Below are 18,053 nucleotides of genomic sequence, written 5' to 3'. Positions count from 1 at the left end.
CACTACTCATCCTGCGTTTAAGGATTAAAACAGTTTGTACACGATGTTCAGAATGGTCAGCAGACCAATGACGGTAACAAACACGTTATCCAGACGACCACGGTACTTCGCCAGAGACGGCGCTTTACGGATGGCGTACATCGGCAGCAGGCAGAGCAGCGATGCAATGATCGGCGCACCCATGGCTTCAATCAGGTCCAGAATGTTCGGGTTGGCGTAGGCCACAACCCAGGTGGAACCCATGATGAAGATCATGCTGATGGTGTTAAGTTTGCCGGAGGAAACTTTGGTTTTATCGCCTTTATAACCAAACTTCAGTACCAGACCGTTCAGACCTTCCAGGGTGCCCAGATAGTGGCCGAAGAAAGATTTGAAGATGGCAACCAGTGCGATAATAGAAGCACCGTACTCCAGAACCGTCGCGAAAGTCGATTTCGTGCCGGACAGTGAAGCAAAGTGGTTTGCCAGGTAAGAAAGCACCGGAATGTTCTGCGCTTTGGCTTCCGCCATGTTTGCCGGAGAGAGCGTGAACAGGCAGCTGAAGGCGAAGAACATCACCACGGCAACCATCAACATACTGGCGCGGGAGATGATCTTGGAACATTTCTGCTCAGTGAACTCACGACCAAAGTCTTTCTCATACTCTTCGCGTTTAGAGACCACGAAAGAAGAGACAATCGGCGAGAAGTTGAAAGAGAACACCATGATGGAAATACCCAGCCATACGGTAACCAGGATACCGTCATGCCCGGTCAACGCGATATTACTGAGATCCACCTGATCAATGACTGCAGAGTTCCAGTAAGGGATCAACGACATGGAGATCAGCACCAGGCTGGCAATGAACGGCCATACCAGGTAGCTCATCACTTTAACCATCAGATCTTTACCGAACCAGATGACGAATGCCATCAGCAGCAGCAGGAACAGTGCCACGAAGCCACGGTTAAGCGCTGGCATCTGCAACTGGTTTTCCCAGAAAGTCATAAAGGTGTTGGTGATGGTGACACCATAAATCCACAGCAGTGGACAAATCGCAAAGAAGTAGAGGAACGTGATAACCACGCCACCTGTTTTACCAAAATGCTCTTCAACCGTTTCTGTAATGTTCCCGGATGGATTAGAACCGGAAAGACACAGGCGTGCCAGTGCGCGGTGGCAATAGAACGCGATGGGGTACGCTAACACCAGCATCAACAAAATGGGGATCAGTCCGCCAAAACCTGCGCGGATAGGGAAGAACAATACCCCTGCGCCGATGGCTGTACCAAATAAACCCAGTGTCCAGGTGGTGTCCGATTTGCGCCAGGACGACTGTTTTGTCTGGCTGGATACAATGCTATCAGTAGTACTCATATCCTATCCTCAACGAAATATTAAGCGTCAACTAAACCAGTAATTTGAGATACACGAGAAAGATCGATATTACCGCCAGAAATAATGCAGACTGTTTTTCTGTTCTGGATATAGCTATCTAATTTCCCGCTTAATAATGCTGCACAAGCCAGAGCACCAGCGCCTTCGGTGACAACTTTATTACGCTGTATTAACGCAATCATACTGCTGCGAATTTCGTCCTCGCTGACCAGTACGATGTCGTCAACTAATTCACGAACAATTTCATAGGTCAAATTACCCGGGCGAGAGACATCACAACCATCCGCCAGGGTGCCGGTCGTTCGATGCGTGGTTATTTCACCGGCATGGTAAGATGCCGCCATACCGTGTACGTTCTCAGACTGTACGCCGATAATTTTAATGGTCGGGTTGATGGATTTAATTGCAATCGCAATACCTGCAATTAAGCCGCCGCCACCGATTGGCACAATCACGTTATCGACATCATATAAATCTTCCATGATTTCCAGGCCAATTGTACCCTGACCGGCAATCACTTTCGGATCATCATAAGGTGGAATAAAAATACGCCCTTCGGTTTCAACAATTTCACTAACTTTAGCAATCGTGTCGTTGAAGTTGTCACCGTGCAGGATCACTTCTGCAGAATAGTCACAGGTGGCTGCGACTTTAGACTTCGGCGCGCCCTTAGGCATGACAACCTTGCCGTCGATACCGAGCATGGCACAGGAGAGAGAAACCCCTTGCGCGTGGTTACCCGCTGAACAGGCCACGACACCTTTGCGTCTTTCAGCTTCCGTTAAAGAGCTGAGTTTATTAAATGCGCCACGGATTTTAAATGAGCCGGTACGTTGCATATTTTCAAACTTCAGGAATATTTCACCTTTGCAACGTTCACTCAAATAGTTGGAGCGAGGCATCCCCGTTTTATAGATTTTGCCCGCAAGTCTTTTTTTCGCTTCGATGACATCTTCAATAGCAACCGGGAGATCGTATGTAATGTGCATGAAAACCTCTTACCTGGGTATTAAACTAATATGAATAGCTGTTACCACTGTCTGATATTTAGACACATGGCGTCAATTGCGTATTAAAACTAAATTCAGTTAATTTCGATTAATTGCTTTCGTCTGCAACCATTATATGATGAATATTCTTTGGCTAATTCAACCAAAACCGATGCTGCCTTTTTAATTCGATAATTCTTAGACCATACCGCGGCATATCGCGCAACCGGTAAAGTCTCCTCAACTGGAATAGTAATAAACTGATTTGAACCAAAAGGTGTGGTCATATCGCAAGGAATGACTGTCAGAAAATCAGCATTGAGAACAAGATTATAAATGGTGACAACAGAATCTGTTTTAACGATGTTTTCACTGTTGATGCCATTTCTTTGTAACGTGGTGAGGAGTTCGCTGTAGTAGCCCATATTCGTTTGTGGCAACACCCACTGTTCGTTCTTTAACGATTCCAGCGTAGTGATGCCGGTGCATGTTCGGGACTTGCTGGCAACCAACACAAACTCGGATTCAAAGAGCGGCTCCACATGCAGATCTTGCAGTTTCATCTCATCGCTCAGCGTACCGATAGCGAAATCCAGTCGGCCATCACGAATCGCAGGTAGAAAAGAGGAAAGCTGCGCTTCGTACATCGAAACCTGCGCTTTCGGAAACACCTCTTTAAACTTGTGAATCATGTCTGACATGAACGTAAAGCCAATTAGCGAAGGAAAACCAAACGAGACGTCGACGACCGTATTGCAGGTCATGCTGTTCATCTCACTCACCATTTTTTTCATTTCGCGGGTGATTGTTTCGGACCAGGATAACAATACCTGACCCGCACTCGTCAACGTCACACCCGTATTTTTACGAACAACTAACTCAACACCAAAATAGGCTTCGACATCACTAACAATTTTGCTGACCGCTGGCTGAGTTAATCCTAATTCTTTTGCAGCCGAGCCGATAGAACCGCTTCTAATGACTTCCTGAAAGACCACTAAGTGCTGTGTTTTAGGGAGAAGAATAGTATTCATATCGGCCTACACTAATTACTTTATTGACGGCAGGAAGTGTACCAAATAAAAGTTATGTGGTTATGTGCGACCACTCACAAATTACCTTACCTTACATTTGCCAGACCTATGATTTTCAAAATAAATACTTATAAATCATAGTCATATGCATTTCAGCAGAGACTTTTGATGGGCTTTTATCAAGAAAAAACACAGGGGATAACGATATTTTATGGCGATAACATCTACGTTTTAGAGGTTATTTTAAAAAGACCACACAGACGATAATTCAAGCAATTACAGCGTGATTATTACGCGAATTTACATTTAAATTTATAAAGTAATTTATCAACTATCTGTATAAGCAGGACAAAATTGCCGTTAAAAACTGTGGCACATCACATTTTTCTACCTTGTTTGTGTGTGAATAAATATTATATTTATCATTTACTAAACTATTTCGCTCTTTTTATTATCATTTTAAACAATATTTTAACACTTTATTTGTTAGTTTTTGCAGCGCGTAATTTTGTGATTTTGATCATCAGCATTTCTTTTGTCTGGCAAAAATCCTCGGTGGTAGCGTTTTGTGTTAATCGTCACAAAACAAGAAATCTCTCCAGATGAATACTGCCCACGTTATTTCAAATATGCCGATTTATTACCCTGTCCTTCCCGTTTATTGCACTCCAGGAGCGCTAAATTCATGCAAGCAACGAGTACATTACCCGCTAATAAAACGTTTATCGGACGCAGTGCTGGCTTCCAAAGGTAAGCACGTCCCTCCCCCTGACTCATTTCTTTCACCACAAAACCGCAAAATGATCGGAAATTCTCGCCGATTATCCGTTGCCTTTACGCCACAAAGAAGGCCAGACAAGGTCCCCTGAGCAGCACAATTCACTGTGTTCATGTGCTATCAGCCCCTCCACACCTCACCACTGAAGTTTTCAGCGTTCTCCATTCTGGTCTGAAATGGTTTTTCATTTTGTTCTCTTTTTTGACCACGTTCTCATTTTTACTCTGGGTTATGGTTGATAATTGCACTTGTCCGGACATCCGGACAAATAATCACTCAACGGTCTGGAGAATGAACCATGGTGAATATCGTGCACACCCGCTTAGATGACCGCTACATTCACGGTCAGGTTGCGACGGGATGGATTCCGCATACACAGTCAAATCTGGTTGTTATCTGCAATGACGCTGTAGCCGGAGATGAATTGAGGAAACAGTTGATATCCATTGCCGCGCCAGAGGGAGTTGGGGTTCGCTATTTTTCAGTCCAAAAAACGATCGATGTCATTCACCAGGCCTCGCAGAAACAACACATTCTGCTGATGACGGACAACCCGCTGGATGCATTAAAGCTTGTTGAAAACGGCGTGCCGATCAAAGAGATCAACCTGGGGAATCGCGCCTGGTCCGCCGAGCACGACATTAAAGTTTACAAGTCCTATCACGTAAGCTCTGAAGAGAAAGCCGCCCTGGACACGTTGGTCAGCAAGGGAATTACTGTGTACTACGCGCTGACGCCTAATGACAGCAAACAAGTCTACAAAGGTTAAATTTCATGGAATTAACAACAGTTTTGCTCATTGCGCTTGTTGCCGCATTTACCGGTGCAGATTCGTTTGCTGAGCAGTTTCAAACCTATCGCCCGGTGGTTGTTGGCTTTTTGGTTGGCCTGGTGCTGGGTGACGTCAAAACAGGTTTGATGGTCGGTGCGATTCTGGAATTGGTCTTTCTGGGTCAGACTGCGGCATTTGGCGGCGCCCAACCCCCTAACATGGTGATCGGTACCGTTATCGGCGTAACGTTCACGATTGTGAGCGGGCTCGATCCAAAGGTATCTGTTGCGCTGGCGGTGCCATTCGCCATCCTGATGCAGGCGATCATGACCGCATTTTGTACTTTCCTTGCGGTGTACATGCATAAAAACGATCGCTATATCGAAACCATGAATTTCTCTGGTTTTGCCCGTACTCAATGGACGGGTCTTAGCCTCGCCTTCATCTTGTATTTTGTTGTCGCTTTTATTCCGATTTACTTTGGCGCCGAACAAGCTTCCGGTTTCATCAAATCGTTACCTGAGTTTGTCATCCACGGTCTGAGCGTCGCTGGCGGGATCCTGCCTGCCGTTGGTTTCGCCATGCTGCTTAAAATGATGTGGCAACGCCAGCATATCCTGTTCCTGATTGCCGGTTTCGCCGCAGTGAGTTACCTGAAGATGCCGATCCTTGCACTGGCTATCTTTGGGGGTTGTTTCGCCGCTTACGATTTCTTTTCTAATCAACATCGTCAGCAGACTATGACTAAAACGGCACCAGAAGCCGAAGAGGAAGGGATCTAAGATGAGCGATTTTATCGACCAAACTGAAGCGCCTGAGTTAACCAAAGCAGACTTAAATAAGGTGTGCTGGCGCTCAATGCTGTTGAATACCAGTTTTAACTACGAGCGTATGCAGGCAGGCGGTGTCATTTACTCAATGCTGCCCGCATTGAAGAAGATCCACACCAATCCTGACGATCTTAAAAAGTCGTTGAATTTGCACAGTGAGTTTTTCAACACCAACACCTTTGTGCCCACATTTGCTTTTGGCCTGGCGTTGGCCGCCGAACGTAAGAAAGCGGCGCCTGACGTTATCCGTAGCATTAAAATCAGCGCAATGGCGCCAATGGCAGGTTTAGGCGACTCGTTACTGTGGGCGACGGCGATCCCCATCATTGCCGGTATTGCCGCGAGTCTGGCAAGCCACGGTAATGTGTTCGCGCCGTTCTTTTATCTGATCAGCTTCTTCGTGATTCAGTTTTCGATCCGTTTTGGCCTGATGCACTTTGCCTACAGAAATGGCACAAAGGCCTTTGCCAACATCAAGACGGTTTCTGCACAGCTTTCACGCACCGCCACCATTCTTGGGATGACAGTAATAGGCGGTCTGATGGCCTCCTATATATCGATATCGACACCGCTAACGCTCGATGCCGGAGACATGGTGGTTAAGCTGCAAAGCGATCTGCTCGACGCAGTGATGCCTAACTTACTGCCTGCACTGGTCGCCATCGCTGTGTTCTATGCCGTTAAGGTGAAAAAAATCAAACCGCTGGTCATGATTGGCGCCATCACTGCACTTTCAATTCTTGGCGCAGCAGTGGGGATTGTGTAATGAACGTTGTGGTGATCATTAGCGGCCACGGAGAATTCTCTCAAGGGCTACAGAGTCTGATTAAAGGCGTATTGGGTGATATAGACAATTTTTATGCCGTTCCCTATGCCTACGATATGTCTTCCGCCGTGTTCAGGGATCAACTGGAATGTCTGGTGACATCTCAGGAACCGAACTCTGCATTTTTAGTCCTCACTGACATGAAGGGTGGTACCCCTTTTAATAAGTCAGTAGAGTTAAAACTAAAAGGTTATGACATTGAGGTTCTAACCGGTACAAATTTCAATATGGTGGTGGCCGCTATCGAGGCTCGAGATGACGTCGGTACCATGCCTGAGCTTGTTGAAATAGTGTTAGAGCAGGGGAAAGAATCAATATCTGCGTTTGTTATAGAAGATACGCAGATATCCTTTGAGGAAGAAGACGATGGAATCTAAACATTTATTGCCGAAGTATCTGCAGATTTCTGAACTGATTTTAGAAGAGATTCGCGGTTTACAGGAAGGTGATAAATTAACGTCAGAATTGATGCTAAAAGAAAAATATCAATGCAGCCGCTCAACCATACGTAGCGCTATTGCCTACCTGATTGAACGTGGCTACCTCGTCTCGAAACAGGGCATTGGTAATATTGTGACCATTCCGATGCTCCGTGAGGAAGTCGAACCTGAGTTGAGCTTTACTCAGGATGTCGATAAAAAAGGGCTGAAACATAAAACCATTATTGAGAAAGTTGATTTTCTAACGTCTGCGTTTATCGCAAATATTTTTGGTGTTGCCGCAGATGAATGTTTTGCAGTCATATCCCGTCGTCGTTATGTCAACGACGCTCTGGCTGTGCTTGAAGATACCTATCTTCTGCAATCAACATTTAACTTGCTTAATATTGAACATGTTGAACAGGTTGGCTTGTACCGGGCCCTTGATGATATCGGCAAGAGCGGCGAAATGAGCATTAAAGAAAAGCTCACGCCCATTATTCTCAATGAAGAGCAGTGCAAAATTTTTGAGGTGAATGAACCCACTCCCATGATGAGCGTTATTCGCATCGGTTCAAATGAGAATGGCGTATTTGAATATACCGTCTCAATCACTGATTCAGGCATTCTTGAATTTACACGAAATATGAAAAGAGGTTAACTGATGCAATTGGTTAAATTAACGACCCAGGAAGATGTTGCGGCCCATGTAGCGCAACAGATTGCCGACACTATCGCGAGAAAAGAAGACGCTTCATTTATTCTTGCTTCAGGTGGAACACCGACTAAAGCATTTGATATGGTACCGTCAATGCTGTCCAGTCCTGCCAGCAACGCAAAAATCATTAAGTTAGATGAATGGGTGGGTCTCAGTAATTCGGATAAAGACTCGTGTGAACACTATTTAACTGAACATGTTGTTAAGCCATGGGGTATTCAACCCGAAAATTACATCGCGTTCGATGGCGGTGAATTACCGGAAACCGAAGTTGAACGTATTCAGGAAGTCATGGACTCCATGAAAAATCCTGACCTGTGCATTATTGGTCTGGGTATGAACGGGCATATTGGTTTTATCGAACCTAACGACGGCTTGCCAGTGAACGTCAGTAAAGTTACGCTGCACTCGGCTTCAAAAGCGCATCCGATGGTATCAGGTAAGAATAATATTGAATTTGGTATCTCATTAGGATTGCAGGAAATTATGTCAGCCAAAAAAGTCATTTTGATGGTGACTGGCGAGCATAAAAAGGAGATCTTTGACAAGTTACTTAAAAGTAACGTGACGACATCCCTACCTGCATCGCTGGTGAAAATACATCCTAATGCTGAAATAGTGTATTCCGAAGATGTAATTTGATTTCTACACCATCCCCTGAAAAGCAAAAACCCCGCCGAAGCGGGGTTTTTTAATAGGTGAAACGGACCGATAAGCCGCTTTCTTTTGAGTATAGCGTCGTGGACAGTCATTCATCTTCCCTGTCCCGTAAAAGTAAAAACCCGCCGAAGCGGGTTTTTACTTAATTAGGTGAAACTGACCGATAAGCCGCGTTCTTTTGGGTACAGCGTCGTGGACAGTCATTCATCTTCCCTGCCCCATAAAAGCAAAAACCCGCCGAAGCGGGTTTTTACATAATTAGGTGAAACTGACCGATAAGCCGGGTTCTGTCGTTGGACAGTCATTCATCTAGGCCAGCAATCGCTCACTGGCTCAAGCAGCCTACCCGGGTTCAGTACGGGCCGTACCTTATGAACCCCTATTTGGCCTTGCTCCGGGTGGAGTTTACCGTGCCACGGACTGTTACCAGCCGCGCGGTGCGCTCTTACCGCACCCTTTCACCCTTACCTGATCCCACTTGCGTGGGCCATCGGCGGTTTGCTCTCTGTTGCACTGGTCGTGGGTTTCCCCCCCAGGCGTTACCTGGCACCCTGCCCTATGGAGCCCGGACTTTCCTCCCCTCCGCCCGTCTCCCCCGAAAGGGACGACGACGAAGCGGCGACTGTCTGGTCAGCTTCGGCGCGAAGTATAGAGGGTTTGCGTGCCCTTGTCACCCCGCACTGTGCATCCCGACGGCCAGCGTGGCCGCAATATTGCGCGAGGCACGATAAATATTGTCAAATACGCCCCGGAAGGTCTCTTTCAGTGCAAGAGGGAGCTTTAATTCTCGACCAGAATCACATCAATACCCATTTTCCGTAATGCTTCCAGACACTCAACGGGAATGCCTTCATCAACAATAATCATATCAATACGCTGCATATCAATAATTTTGTGCAGGCTGGAGCGGTTAAATTTGCTGGAGTCTGTGACGACGATAATCCGTTCCGCCACTTCACTCATTCGGCGATTAAGTCTGGCCTCATCTTCGTTGTGCGTGCTGACGCCGCGATCTAAATCGATCGCATCGACGCCGAGAAACAGCATATCAAAGTGGTAATTTTGCAATGACTGTTCCGCCTGATCGCCGTAAAACGACTGCGACTGGCGACGCAAATGCCCGCCCGTCATCAGCAGTTCAACCCCTTCCGCTTCGAGTAACGCATTGGCAACGTTCATACCGTTGGTCATCGCAATCACATCGGTATGCTGGCGTAGCATGCGGGCAATTTCACAGGTGGTAGTACCGGAGTCAAGGATCACGCGATGCCCGGGTTTGATCAGTTCCGCGGCCGCTCGGGCAATACTGCGTTTCACCGCCGTATTAAGCGAACTTTTATCTTCAACAGAAGGTTCCGCGGCCGGCATATTGCTATCGCAAATCAGCGCACCGCCGTATGCTCGAACGGCAATGCCCTGTTTTTCCAGAAACGCCAGATCGTTGCGGATTGTAACCGTGGAAACCCCGAACAATGCTGAAAGATCGTTTACCTGCACACTTCCCTGCTGTCGCAACCGCTGAATAATCTGCTCACGCCTTTCGCTGGTACCCGTTACCCGCTTATCTGCAGAAGCGTCGGTATTACTCATAAAAAATCCTTTAGTAAATCTTTCGTTTCATTTCGTTTTTCTTATTAACGCCTTTCCTTTAGCGGAATGCAAGTCCCATAAGCCTGTCATGCCCCCGTCAACGCACCACTGAAACCTTTCATTATGTTTCTTTTGTGAAACAGATCGAAAAACCAGTATCTTTCGTTTTATTTTTACGACACCATAAAGCAGTATCAATCGAAACAAAACGAAAGATTAATGTCATAGATATCTGACCGGGAGAGGGAAGTGAAACATCTGACAGAAATGGTGGAACAGCATAAACGGGGAAAAACAAACGGGATTTATGCCGTTTGTTCCGCACATCCACTGGTGCTTGAAGCCGCAATACGCTATGCCCACGAACACCAGGCTCCGTTGCTGGTAGAGGCAACGTCGAACCAGGTTGATCAGTTCGGTGGCTACACCGGTATGACGCCCGCCGATTTTCGCGGTTTTATTTGCAGTCTTGCCGACTCACTTGGCTTCCCCCAGTCGCAGCTCATTCTGGGAGGCGATCATCTCGGCCCAAACCGCTGGCAAAATCTCCCCGCCGATCAGGCCATGGATAATGCAGACGTGCTGATCAAAAGCTATGTTGCCGCAGGATTCAAAAAGATCCACCTTGATTGCAGTATGTCCTGTGCCAACGATCCTGTTCCGTTGACTGACGAGATTGTCGCAGAGCGCGCCGCTCGCCTCGCGAGGATCGCGGAAGAAACCTGCTGCGAACATTTTGGCGAAGCCGATCTGGTTTATGTCATCGGCACCGAAGTCCCCGTCCCCGGCGGCGCTCATGAAACACTCACTGAACTTGAAGTCACAACGCCAGATGCAGCACGCGCGACACTAGAAGCCCATCGGCACGCATTTGAAAAGCAAGGGTTAAATTCCATCTGGCCCCGCATCATTGGACTGGTGGTACAACCCGGCGTCGAGTTCGATCACACGCATGTTATTGACTACCAGCCGCAAAAAGCAGAAGCACTCAGCACGATGGTAGAAGCGTACGACACGCTGATCTTTGAAGCACATTCAACGGACTATCAAACACCTCAGTCGTTGCGCCAACTGGTGAAAGATCATTTCGCGATCCTAAAAGTAGGACCGGCTCTCACCTTCGCTTTGCGCGAGGCTCTTTTCTCGCTGGCGGCCATTGAAGAAGAATTACTCCCTGCAAAAGCAGGTTCCGGACTACGTCAGGTCCTTGAGAGCGTGATGATTGACCGCCCTGAGTACTGGCAAAGCCACTACCACGGCGATCGCAATGCGCGTCGGTTTGCTCGCGGTTACAGCTATTCCGACCGCATCCGCTATTACTGGCCGGATCAACACATTGATGACGCTTTTGCCCGTCTGGTGCGCAACCTGGCTGACGAACCGATTCCACTGCCGCTCATTAGCCAATATTTACCGCTGCAGTACGTCAAAGTCCGCGAGGGGGTTCTCAAGGCTGCGCCACGAGACCTCATCATCGACCATATCCAGGACATCCTGCGACAGTACCATGCAGCCTGTCAGGAATAGCATCCCGTCACAGACAGAGGATTAGGAAAAATATGGCCATGCTACTGCGCGCAAGACGCCTGCTCACTGAAGAGGGCTGGCTCGATGATTATCAGCTAAGGGTCGATAACGGCGTTATCACCGCCATTGAACCTATTCCTACGGGAATCAGTCAGCGCGATGCGGAATTACTCTGCCCTTCGTACATTGATACTCATGTTCATGGTGGTGCAGGTATCGATGTTATGGATGAGGCACCCGATACGCTCGACAAACTGGCGCTGTATAAGGCACGTGAAGGCGTGGGCGGCTGGTTGCCCACGACCGTTACGGCTCCGTTGAGTGCTATCCACAACACGCTGGCGCGTATCGCACAGCGTTGCCAAAACGGAGGACCTGGCGCGCAGGTGTTGGGTAGCTATCTGGAAGGTCCGTATTTCACGCCGCAGAACAAGGGCGCGCATCCGCCTGAGCTGTTTCGCGAACTGAATATCGCCGAGCTGGACGCACTGATTTCTGTCTCGCAACACACGTTACGCGTGGTGGCGCTGGCCCCGGAGAAGCCGGGGGCGCTGGCGGCTATTCAGCATCTCAGGCAACAAGGCATTCGGGTAATGCTTGGACACAGCGCAGCCACCTATGAGCAAACGCGTGAGGCATTTGATGCGGGGGCCGATGGGTTAGTGCACTGCTTTAACGGTATGACCGGACTGCATCATCGTGAACCTGGGATGGCCGGCGCCGGACTCATTGATTCGCGTGCCTGGCTGGAACTTATTGCAGACGGACATCATGTCCACCCGGGCGCTATGCAAGTTTGCTGCTGCTGTGCAAAAGAACGGGTGGTACTGATTACCGATGCAATGCAAGCCGCAGGGATGCCTGATGGGCGTTACTCGCTGTGTGGCGAGCAAGTAGAGATGCGTGATGGCATTGTGCGAACCGCCGCAGGCGGACTCGCTGGCAGCACACTCTCACTTGATGCGGCGGTACGTAATATCGTTGAACACACAGCTGTCTCGCCAGAAGATGCCATCCACATGGCCTCGCTTCACCCGGCCCGATTACTCGGCATAGAGCGCCAACTCGGATCGTTAAGAGCAGGCAAGTGCGCCAACATTATCGCCCTCGATAGTGGGCTCCATCTTCAGCAGATCTGGATTCAGGGTCACCCCCACTCTCTTTAGCCCTGATACGTTGTCTCACACAGGCCTTCGGTGTTTACCCGAAAGGCCTTTTCTTTCTTTTCCTTTCGTTTAATCAACTTTATCTGGGTCCAGAGTCCAAATTCAATAGATTAAATTTCAATGAGATAGATTTCACTTTCATTTCATTGATCACAATTTTCGTTTTATTCCTTTTTCTTTCATTGAAGTTTCGATTTCTTTCTTATAGATTTCATTCAATTGACCATGTGAACAAGTGAAATGAAACGAAAGGCCATGGTCTTTTGACCAGCGTCTGATGTGGAATTCACACGACTAAGGATTGAGTTATGCCCGAAACCTATACTTCCGCCACCGCCGCAACCGGCACCTGGACTGAAGAAGAGATCCGCCAGCAACCCGCAAGCTGGATCCGCTCGCTCAAGAACATCGACACTCTTCGAGCCGCTATCGACGATTTTCTTACGCCGCTGTTGAGTAAGGATGATCTGCGGATCGTATTGACCGGTGCAGGCACCTCGGCTTTTATCGGCGACATCATCGCTCCCTGGCTCGCCAGTCATACCGGAAAAAACATCAGCTCCGTACCGACTACTGATTTGGTTACCAATCCGATGGATTACCTGAATCCTGCACACCCTCTGTTGCTGGTTTCTTTCGCCCGCTCTGGCAACAGTCCGGAGAGCGTTGCCGCCGTTGAACTGGCAAATCAATTCATCCCCGAGTGCTACCACCTTTCCATCACCTGCAATGAAGCCGGAAGCTTGTATCGAAATTCCGCCGAAAGCGATAACGCCTTCGCTCTGCTGATGCCTGCAGAAACCCACGATCGTGGGTTTGCAATGACCAGCAGCATCACCACCATGATGGCCAGTTGCCTGGCTGTTTTCGCCCCTGAAGCTATTAACAGCCAAACGTTTCGTGATGTGGCCGATCGTTGCCATGCGATCCTCACTTCCCTCGGCGATTTCAGTCACGGCGTGTTCGGCAATGCGCCATGGAAACGCATCGTTTATCTCGGTAGCGGTGGACTACAGGGTGCTGCGCGCGAATCGGCATTGAAAGTGCTGGAACTGACGGCGGGTAAACTGGTTGCGTTCTACGACTCCCCTACCGGTTTCCGCCACGGTCCAAAATCGCTGGTCGATGACGAAACACTGGTTGTGGTGTTTGTCTCCAGCCATCCATACACACGCCAGTACGATCTTGATCTGTTGGCTGAATTACGTCGCGACCAGCAGGCAATGCGCGTCATGGCGATTGCGGCTGAAAGCGACGCCATCATCGAGGCAGGTCCACATATCCTGCTGCCCCCTTCGCGCCCATTTATCGATATGGAGCAGGCATTTTGCTTCCTGATGTACGCGCAAGTGTTTGCCCTGACGCAATCCATCAGCGTCGGTAATACCCCAGATACACCTTCCGCCAGCGGCACGGTAAATCGTGTTGTGCAAGGCGTCGTTATTCACCCCTGGAATGCGTAAGAGGATCCCGCGATGAGCATTATTTCCACCAAATATCTTCTTCAGGATGCCCAGGCAAAAGGTTATGCGGTTCCCGCCTTCAACATCCATAACGCCGAAACGATCCAGGCGATCCTCGAGGTCTGCACTGAAATGCGATCGCCGGTGATCCTTGCCGGGACGCCGGGCACCTTCAAACATATCGCACTGGAAGAGATTTACGCGCTGTGCAACGCCTATTCCACGACCTATGACATGCCGCTGGCGCTGCATCTTGATCACCATGAATCGCTGGACGACATCCGCCGTAAAGTGAATGCAGGCGTTCGTAGCGCCATGATCGACGGCAGCCACTTCCCGTTCGAGGAAAACGTGAAACTGGTGAAATCGGTTGTCGATTTTTGCCACGCGCGTGACTGCAGCGTGGAGGCAGAACTGGGACGTCTGGGTGGTGTAGAAGATGACATGAGCGTTGATGCAGAAAGCGCCTTCCTGACCGATCCACACGAAGCGAAGCGTTTTGTTGAGCAGACCGGTGTCGACAGCCTTGCCGTTGCAATTGGTACTGCACACGGGCTCTACACCAAACGCCCCAAAATTGATTTTCAGCGCCTGGCGGAAATACGCGAAGTGGTTAATGTGCCGTTGGTTCTTCACGGCGCAAGCGATGTTCCAGACGAGTATGTGCGCCGCGCTATCGAACTGGGGGTATGTAAAGTCAATGTCGCGACAGAGCTGAAAATCGCCTTCGCCGACGCTGTCAAAGCATGGTTTGCTGAAAATCCGCAGGGTAACGACCCGCGCTACTACATGCGCGTCGGTATGGATGCCATGAAAGACGTGGTGAGAAGCAAAGTTAATGTCTGCGGCTCGGCTAACCGCCTGCTGCTCACTGCTGAAGCCTGAAAAATATCAGGTACCAGAATCACGACATAAAAAAATAATTCTAAACCTCTCAAATATGAAGGTGCGTTCTTAATACAAGGCGGACCTTCAATTAATATTATCGATTCCGAGGAGTCCCTACATGACGCAGGTAAAGTCGTTTAAATCGAAGGCGTGGGAGTTTTTTCAGAGTCTGGGAAAAACATTTATGTTCCCAGTATCCCTCCTTGCATTTATGGGTTTATTACTGGGCATTGGTAGCTCAGTCACCAGTCCTTCAACAATTAAAAGTTTCCCTTTTTTGGGAGGAGAGCTCACCCAATTAACCTTCGGCTTTATTGCTATGGTTGGTGGGTTCGCCTTCAGCTATCTTCCTATCATGTTTGCCATGGCTATCCCTATGGGTCTCGCCAAACGTAACAAAGCCGTAGGCGCCTTTGCCGGTTTTGTGGGTTACATGCTGATGAACATGAGCATTAACTACTATCTTAGCGTTACTCACCAACTTGCTGATCCTGCGGCAATGAAACAAGTGGGTCAGTCAATCGTGTTAGGTATCCAGACTCTTGAGATGGGGGTACTTGGCGGTATTGTGGTTGGTGTAATTACCTATTTTCTCCATGAGCGTTTTCAGGACACCGTGCTGCATGATGCTTTCGCATTTTTTAGCGGCATCCGTTTTGTCCCGATTATTACTGCATTAACGCTCTCGCTGGTGGGTCTGTTTATTCCTCTTCTGTGGGAGTACGTCGCGCTTGGCATTGCAGGGATTGGTCATCTCATTCAGGGTACCAGCGTCTTTGGGCCATTCTTGTACGGCGTGGGTGTACTGTTGCTCAAACCCTTTGGCCTGCACCACATTCTGCTCGCGATGGTGCGTTTCACCCCAGCGGGTGGCATGGAGATTGTTAACGGTCATGAGGTCGCTGGGGCACTGAATATCTTCTATGCGGAGCTTAAAGCGGGCTTACCGTTTAGCCCACATGTTACGGCATTTCTGTCACAAGGGTTTATGCCAACGTTCATTTTCGGCCTGCCTGCCGTGGCTTACGCCATTTATCGCACTGCTCGCCCGGAAAACCGCCCGGTGATTAAAGGTCTGTTACTTTCTGGCGTGCTGGTGTCAGTGGTAACGGGGATTTCTGAACCTATCGAATTCTTGTTCTTGTTTATTGCCCCAGCGTTGTATGTCTTCCACATTGTGATGTCAGGCCTGGCCTTGATGGTCATGGCGCTGTTAGGCGTCACAATCGGTAACACCGACGGCGGTATTCTTGATTTACTGATCTTCGGTGTCATGCAGGGCTTGTCAACAAAATGGTACCTGGTCTTCCCTGTTGGGATTGTATGGTTTGCCACCTACTTCTTTGTCTTCCGTTGGTACATCCTCAAACACGATATCAAAACACCAGGACGCGAGGAGGATCAACAAGGGGCATCGCAAGCGGTTGAAGCTAACACCAAAGCACGAGGGAAATCGAAATACGATCATGGTCTGATTCTCCGCGCCCTTGGCGGGAAAGAGAACATTGATTCGCTGGACAACTGCATTACTCGCCTGCGTCTGGTAGTGAAAGATATGAGCAAAATTGATCAGCAAACACTAAAGGATGCCGGTGCATTGTCAGTGGTTGTCCTTGATGCGCACAGCGTGCAGGTCATTATCGGACCACAAGTCCAGAGCGTAAAAACAGGCATTGAAGCGTTAATCTAACAGGGGGTTGCTGTGTTTGATTTTGATAAAATCATTGAACGAAAAAGCGATAAATGCCGGAAATGGGATCACGCTTTTGTCTGTTCTCGCTTTGGGGAGATCCCTGCGGACTTTATTCCACTGTGGATTGCCGACATGGATTTCACTTCACCGCCTGAGGTTATTGAGGGTTTCCAGCGAATAGTCGAGCACGGGACCTTTGGATACACATGGTGCTTTGATGAATTTTACGATGCCGTCATTAATTTCCAGAGGCAACGTCATCACGTCAGTGTTGAGAAATCGTGGATAACATTAACCTACGGTACCGTTTCTACATTGCACTACACGGTTCAGGCGTTTTGCCAGCCTGGTGATTACGTAATGATGAATACGCCAGTCTACGATCCGTTTGCAATGGCAGCGCAGCGACAGGATGTACGCGTTCTCGCTAATCCACTTCGTGTAGAGGACAATCGCTATCAGTTGGATTTTGATCTCATTGAAAGCCAGCTTAAAACCTATCACCCGAAACTGTGGTTCTTCTGCTCTCCGCATAACCCGTCAGGGCGGATATGGCGCGCCGCTGAAATTCGTCAGGTTTCAGAACTGTGTAAACGCTACGGTGTGATACTGGTTGTCGATGAAGTGCATGCTGAGCATATTCTTGACGGAGAGTTTGTCAGTTGCCTGACATCGGGGTGCGCAGCGCCAGATAACCTGATTGTCCTCACGTCACCTAACAAAGCCTTTAACTTAGGTGGGTTGAAAACCTCTTACTCCATGATTCCGGATGCAACACTCCGGCAGCGTTTTCGCCAGCAGTTGGAGAAAAACTCGATTACCTCTCCAAATATCTTTGGCGTCTGGGGAATTATTTTCGCCTATCAACAGGGACTTCCGTGGCTGGATGCGTTAAATGGCTATCTACGCAGCAACGCGTTATATCTGACGGATTCCATCAGATCACATTTCCCTGACTGGAAAATGATGAATCCAGAATCTTCATATCTGGCGTGGATAGATGTCAGTGCCGATAAACGCAGCGCGACGCAATTAACTCAGCATTTTGCCCGGCAGGCGGGAGTGGTAATTGAGGATGGCAGCCATTATGTACAAGACGGTGAAAACTACTTGCGCATTAACTTCGGCACCCAACGTTACTGGCTGGAACAGTCAATAGACAGAATGTTGAAGCATTACTGATCCACGAACAACAGTACTGTCCCCTTGGGGGCAGTACTGTTTATCTTAAAAAACGAAAACCAAAACTCACCGTGAAACTAAACCGGCTGCACAATAATCTTCAGGCAATACTGGTGAAGAATGAACTGTGATCCGAATGGA

The 18,053-nt window shown here is 48.6% G+C and carries 16 protein-coding genes, 1 other RNA gene and 1 pseudogene; 12 read left to right on the top strand and 6 right to left on the bottom strand.

What is annotated here, in order from left to right; all coding sequences use genetic code 11:
• Nucleotides 1-24: 24 nt before the first annotated feature.
• The 3 genes from tdcC to tdcA all read right to left on the bottom strand — a co-directional run bounded on the left by tdcC (nucleotide 25) and on the right by tdcA (nucleotide 3,400).
• Nucleotides 25-1,356, bottom strand: a complete 1,332-nt coding sequence (tdcC, locus tag AC07UY_RS00705; RefSeq protein WP_203359886.1) for a threonine/serine transporter TdcC — start codon at nucleotides 1,354-1,356, stop codon at nucleotides 25-27.
• 20 nt (nucleotides 1,357-1,376) lie between these two features.
• Nucleotides 1,377-2,366: a bifunctional threonine ammonia-lyase/L-serine ammonia-lyase TdcB gene (gene tdcB / locus AC07UY_RS00700; protein WP_203359885.1), complete on the bottom strand. Its 990-nt coding sequence runs from the start codon at nucleotides 2,364-2,366 to the stop codon at nucleotides 1,377-1,379.
• Between the two features lie 95 nt (nucleotides 2,367-2,461).
• Nucleotides 2,462-3,400, bottom strand: coding sequence for a transcriptional regulator TdcA (gene tdcA, locus AC07UY_RS00695; RefSeq protein ID WP_203359884.1), 939 nt, complete (start codon nucleotides 3,398-3,400; stop codon nucleotides 2,462-2,464).
• A gap of 1,076 nt (nucleotides 3,401-4,476) precedes the next feature.
• Here tdcA and AC07UY_RS00690 point away from each other — a divergent pair.
• Genes AC07UY_RS00690 through AC07UY_RS00665 form a run of 6 tightly spaced genes read left to right on the top strand, consistent with a single transcriptional unit; the run spans nucleotide 4,477 to nucleotide 8,385 of the window.
• Nucleotides 4,477-4,947: a PTS sugar transporter subunit IIB gene (locus AC07UY_RS00690; protein WP_203359883.1), complete on the top strand. Its 471-nt coding sequence runs from the start codon at nucleotides 4,477-4,479 to the stop codon at nucleotides 4,945-4,947.
• Between the two features lie 5 nt (nucleotides 4,948-4,952).
• Complete coding sequence (locus tag AC07UY_RS00685) at nucleotides 4,953-5,732, top strand: PTS sugar transporter subunit IIC (RefSeq protein ID WP_203359882.1); 780 nt, start codon at nucleotides 4,953-4,955, stop codon at nucleotides 5,730-5,732.
• A 1-nt stretch (nucleotide 5,733) separates the two neighbouring features.
• On the top strand, nucleotides 5,734-6,546 hold the full coding sequence (locus AC07UY_RS00680) for a PTS system mannose/fructose/sorbose family transporter subunit IID (RefSeq protein WP_203359881.1): 813 nt from the start codon (nucleotides 5,734-5,736) through the stop codon (nucleotides 6,544-6,546).
• Nucleotides 6,546-6,983, top strand: a complete 438-nt coding sequence (locus tag AC07UY_RS00675; RefSeq protein ID WP_494660912.1) for a PTS sugar transporter subunit IIA — start codon at nucleotides 6,546-6,548, stop codon at nucleotides 6,981-6,983. The genes AC07UY_RS00680 and AC07UY_RS00675 overlap by 1 nt, the downstream gene beginning before the upstream one ends.
• Complete coding sequence (locus AC07UY_RS00670; protein ID WP_494700579.1) at nucleotides 6,973-7,686, top strand: GntR family transcriptional regulator; 714 nt, start codon at nucleotides 6,973-6,975, stop codon at nucleotides 7,684-7,686. The genes AC07UY_RS00675 and AC07UY_RS00670 overlap by 11 nt, the downstream gene beginning before the upstream one ends.
• Nucleotides 7,687-7,689: 3 nt before the next feature.
• Nucleotides 7,690-8,385 carry a 6-phosphogluconolactonase gene (locus AC07UY_RS00665; protein ID WP_494660910.1) on the top strand — a complete coding sequence of 232 codons (696 nt, stop codon included), beginning with the start codon at nucleotides 7,690-7,692 and terminating at the stop codon, nucleotides 8,383-8,385.
• A gap of 278 nt (nucleotides 8,386-8,663) precedes the next feature.
• On the opposite strand, the gene rnpB is transcribed toward AC07UY_RS00665, so the two are convergent.
• The 3 genes and pseudogenes from rnpB to AC07UY_RS00650 all read right to left on the bottom strand — a co-directional run bounded on the left by rnpB (nucleotide 8,664) and on the right by AC07UY_RS00650 (nucleotide 9,993).
• Nucleotides 8,664-9,041: RNase P RNA component class A (rnpB, locus tag AC07UY_RS00660), an RNA gene on the bottom strand.
• A 32-nt stretch (nucleotides 9,042-9,073) separates the two neighbouring features.
• Nucleotides 9,074-9,169, bottom strand: a pseudogene (locus AC07UY_RS00655) (hypothetical protein); the annotation flags it as partial.
• Nucleotides 9,170-9,183: 14 nt separating this feature from the next.
• On the bottom strand, nucleotides 9,184-9,993 hold the full coding sequence (locus AC07UY_RS00650) for a DeoR family transcriptional regulator (RefSeq protein ID WP_203359877.1): 810 nt from the start codon (nucleotides 9,991-9,993) through the stop codon (nucleotides 9,184-9,186).
• Nucleotides 9,994-10,242: 249 nt separating this feature from the next.
• On the opposite strand from AC07UY_RS00650, the gene kbaZ reads away from it, so the two are divergent.
• The 6 genes from kbaZ to AC07UY_RS00620 all read left to right on the top strand — a co-directional run bounded on the left by kbaZ (nucleotide 10,243) and on the right by AC07UY_RS00620 (nucleotide 17,912).
• A complete protein-coding gene (gene kbaZ / locus AC07UY_RS00645) occupies nucleotides 10,243-11,520 on the top strand; it encodes a tagatose-bisphosphate aldolase subunit KbaZ (protein WP_494700578.1) in 1,278 nt (425 codons plus the stop codon).
• A 32-nt stretch (nucleotides 11,521-11,552) separates the two neighbouring features.
• Complete coding sequence (gene nagA / locus AC07UY_RS00640) at nucleotides 11,553-12,686, top strand: N-acetylglucosamine-6-phosphate deacetylase (protein ID WP_494660908.1); 1,134 nt, start codon at nucleotides 11,553-11,555, stop codon at nucleotides 12,684-12,686.
• Between the two features lie 308 nt (nucleotides 12,687-12,994).
• The gene (locus AC07UY_RS00635; protein WP_494700577.1) at nucleotides 12,995-14,149 is read left to right on the top strand and encodes an AgaS family sugar isomerase; all 1,155 of its coding nucleotides are present in this window, start codon (nucleotides 12,995-12,997) and stop codon (nucleotides 14,147-14,149) included.
• A gap of 12 nt (nucleotides 14,150-14,161) precedes the next feature.
• On the top strand, nucleotides 14,162-15,034 hold the full coding sequence (gene kbaY / locus AC07UY_RS00630; RefSeq protein WP_494660906.1) for a tagatose-bisphosphate aldolase subunit KbaY: 873 nt from the start codon (nucleotides 14,162-14,164) through the stop codon (nucleotides 15,032-15,034).
• A gap of 121 nt (nucleotides 15,035-15,155) precedes the next feature.
• Entirely contained in the window at nucleotides 15,156-16,727 is a 1,572-nt protein-coding gene (gene malX / locus AC07UY_RS00625; protein ID WP_494660905.1) for a maltose/glucose-specific PTS transporter subunit IIBC, read from the top strand.
• A gap of 12 nt (nucleotides 16,728-16,739) precedes the next feature.
• Nucleotides 16,740-17,912, top strand: a complete 1,173-nt coding sequence (locus AC07UY_RS00620; protein WP_494700576.1) for a MalY/PatB family protein — start codon at nucleotides 16,740-16,742, stop codon at nucleotides 17,910-17,912.
• Nucleotides 17,913-18,053 lie beyond the last annotated feature (141 nt).

The sequence above is a fragment of the Citrobacter sp. GW821-FHT02E08 genome (genome assembly GCF_059421685.1).
Note: the sequence above shows the minus strand (reverse complement) of the source record. Positions and strands in the feature narration are given on the sequence as shown.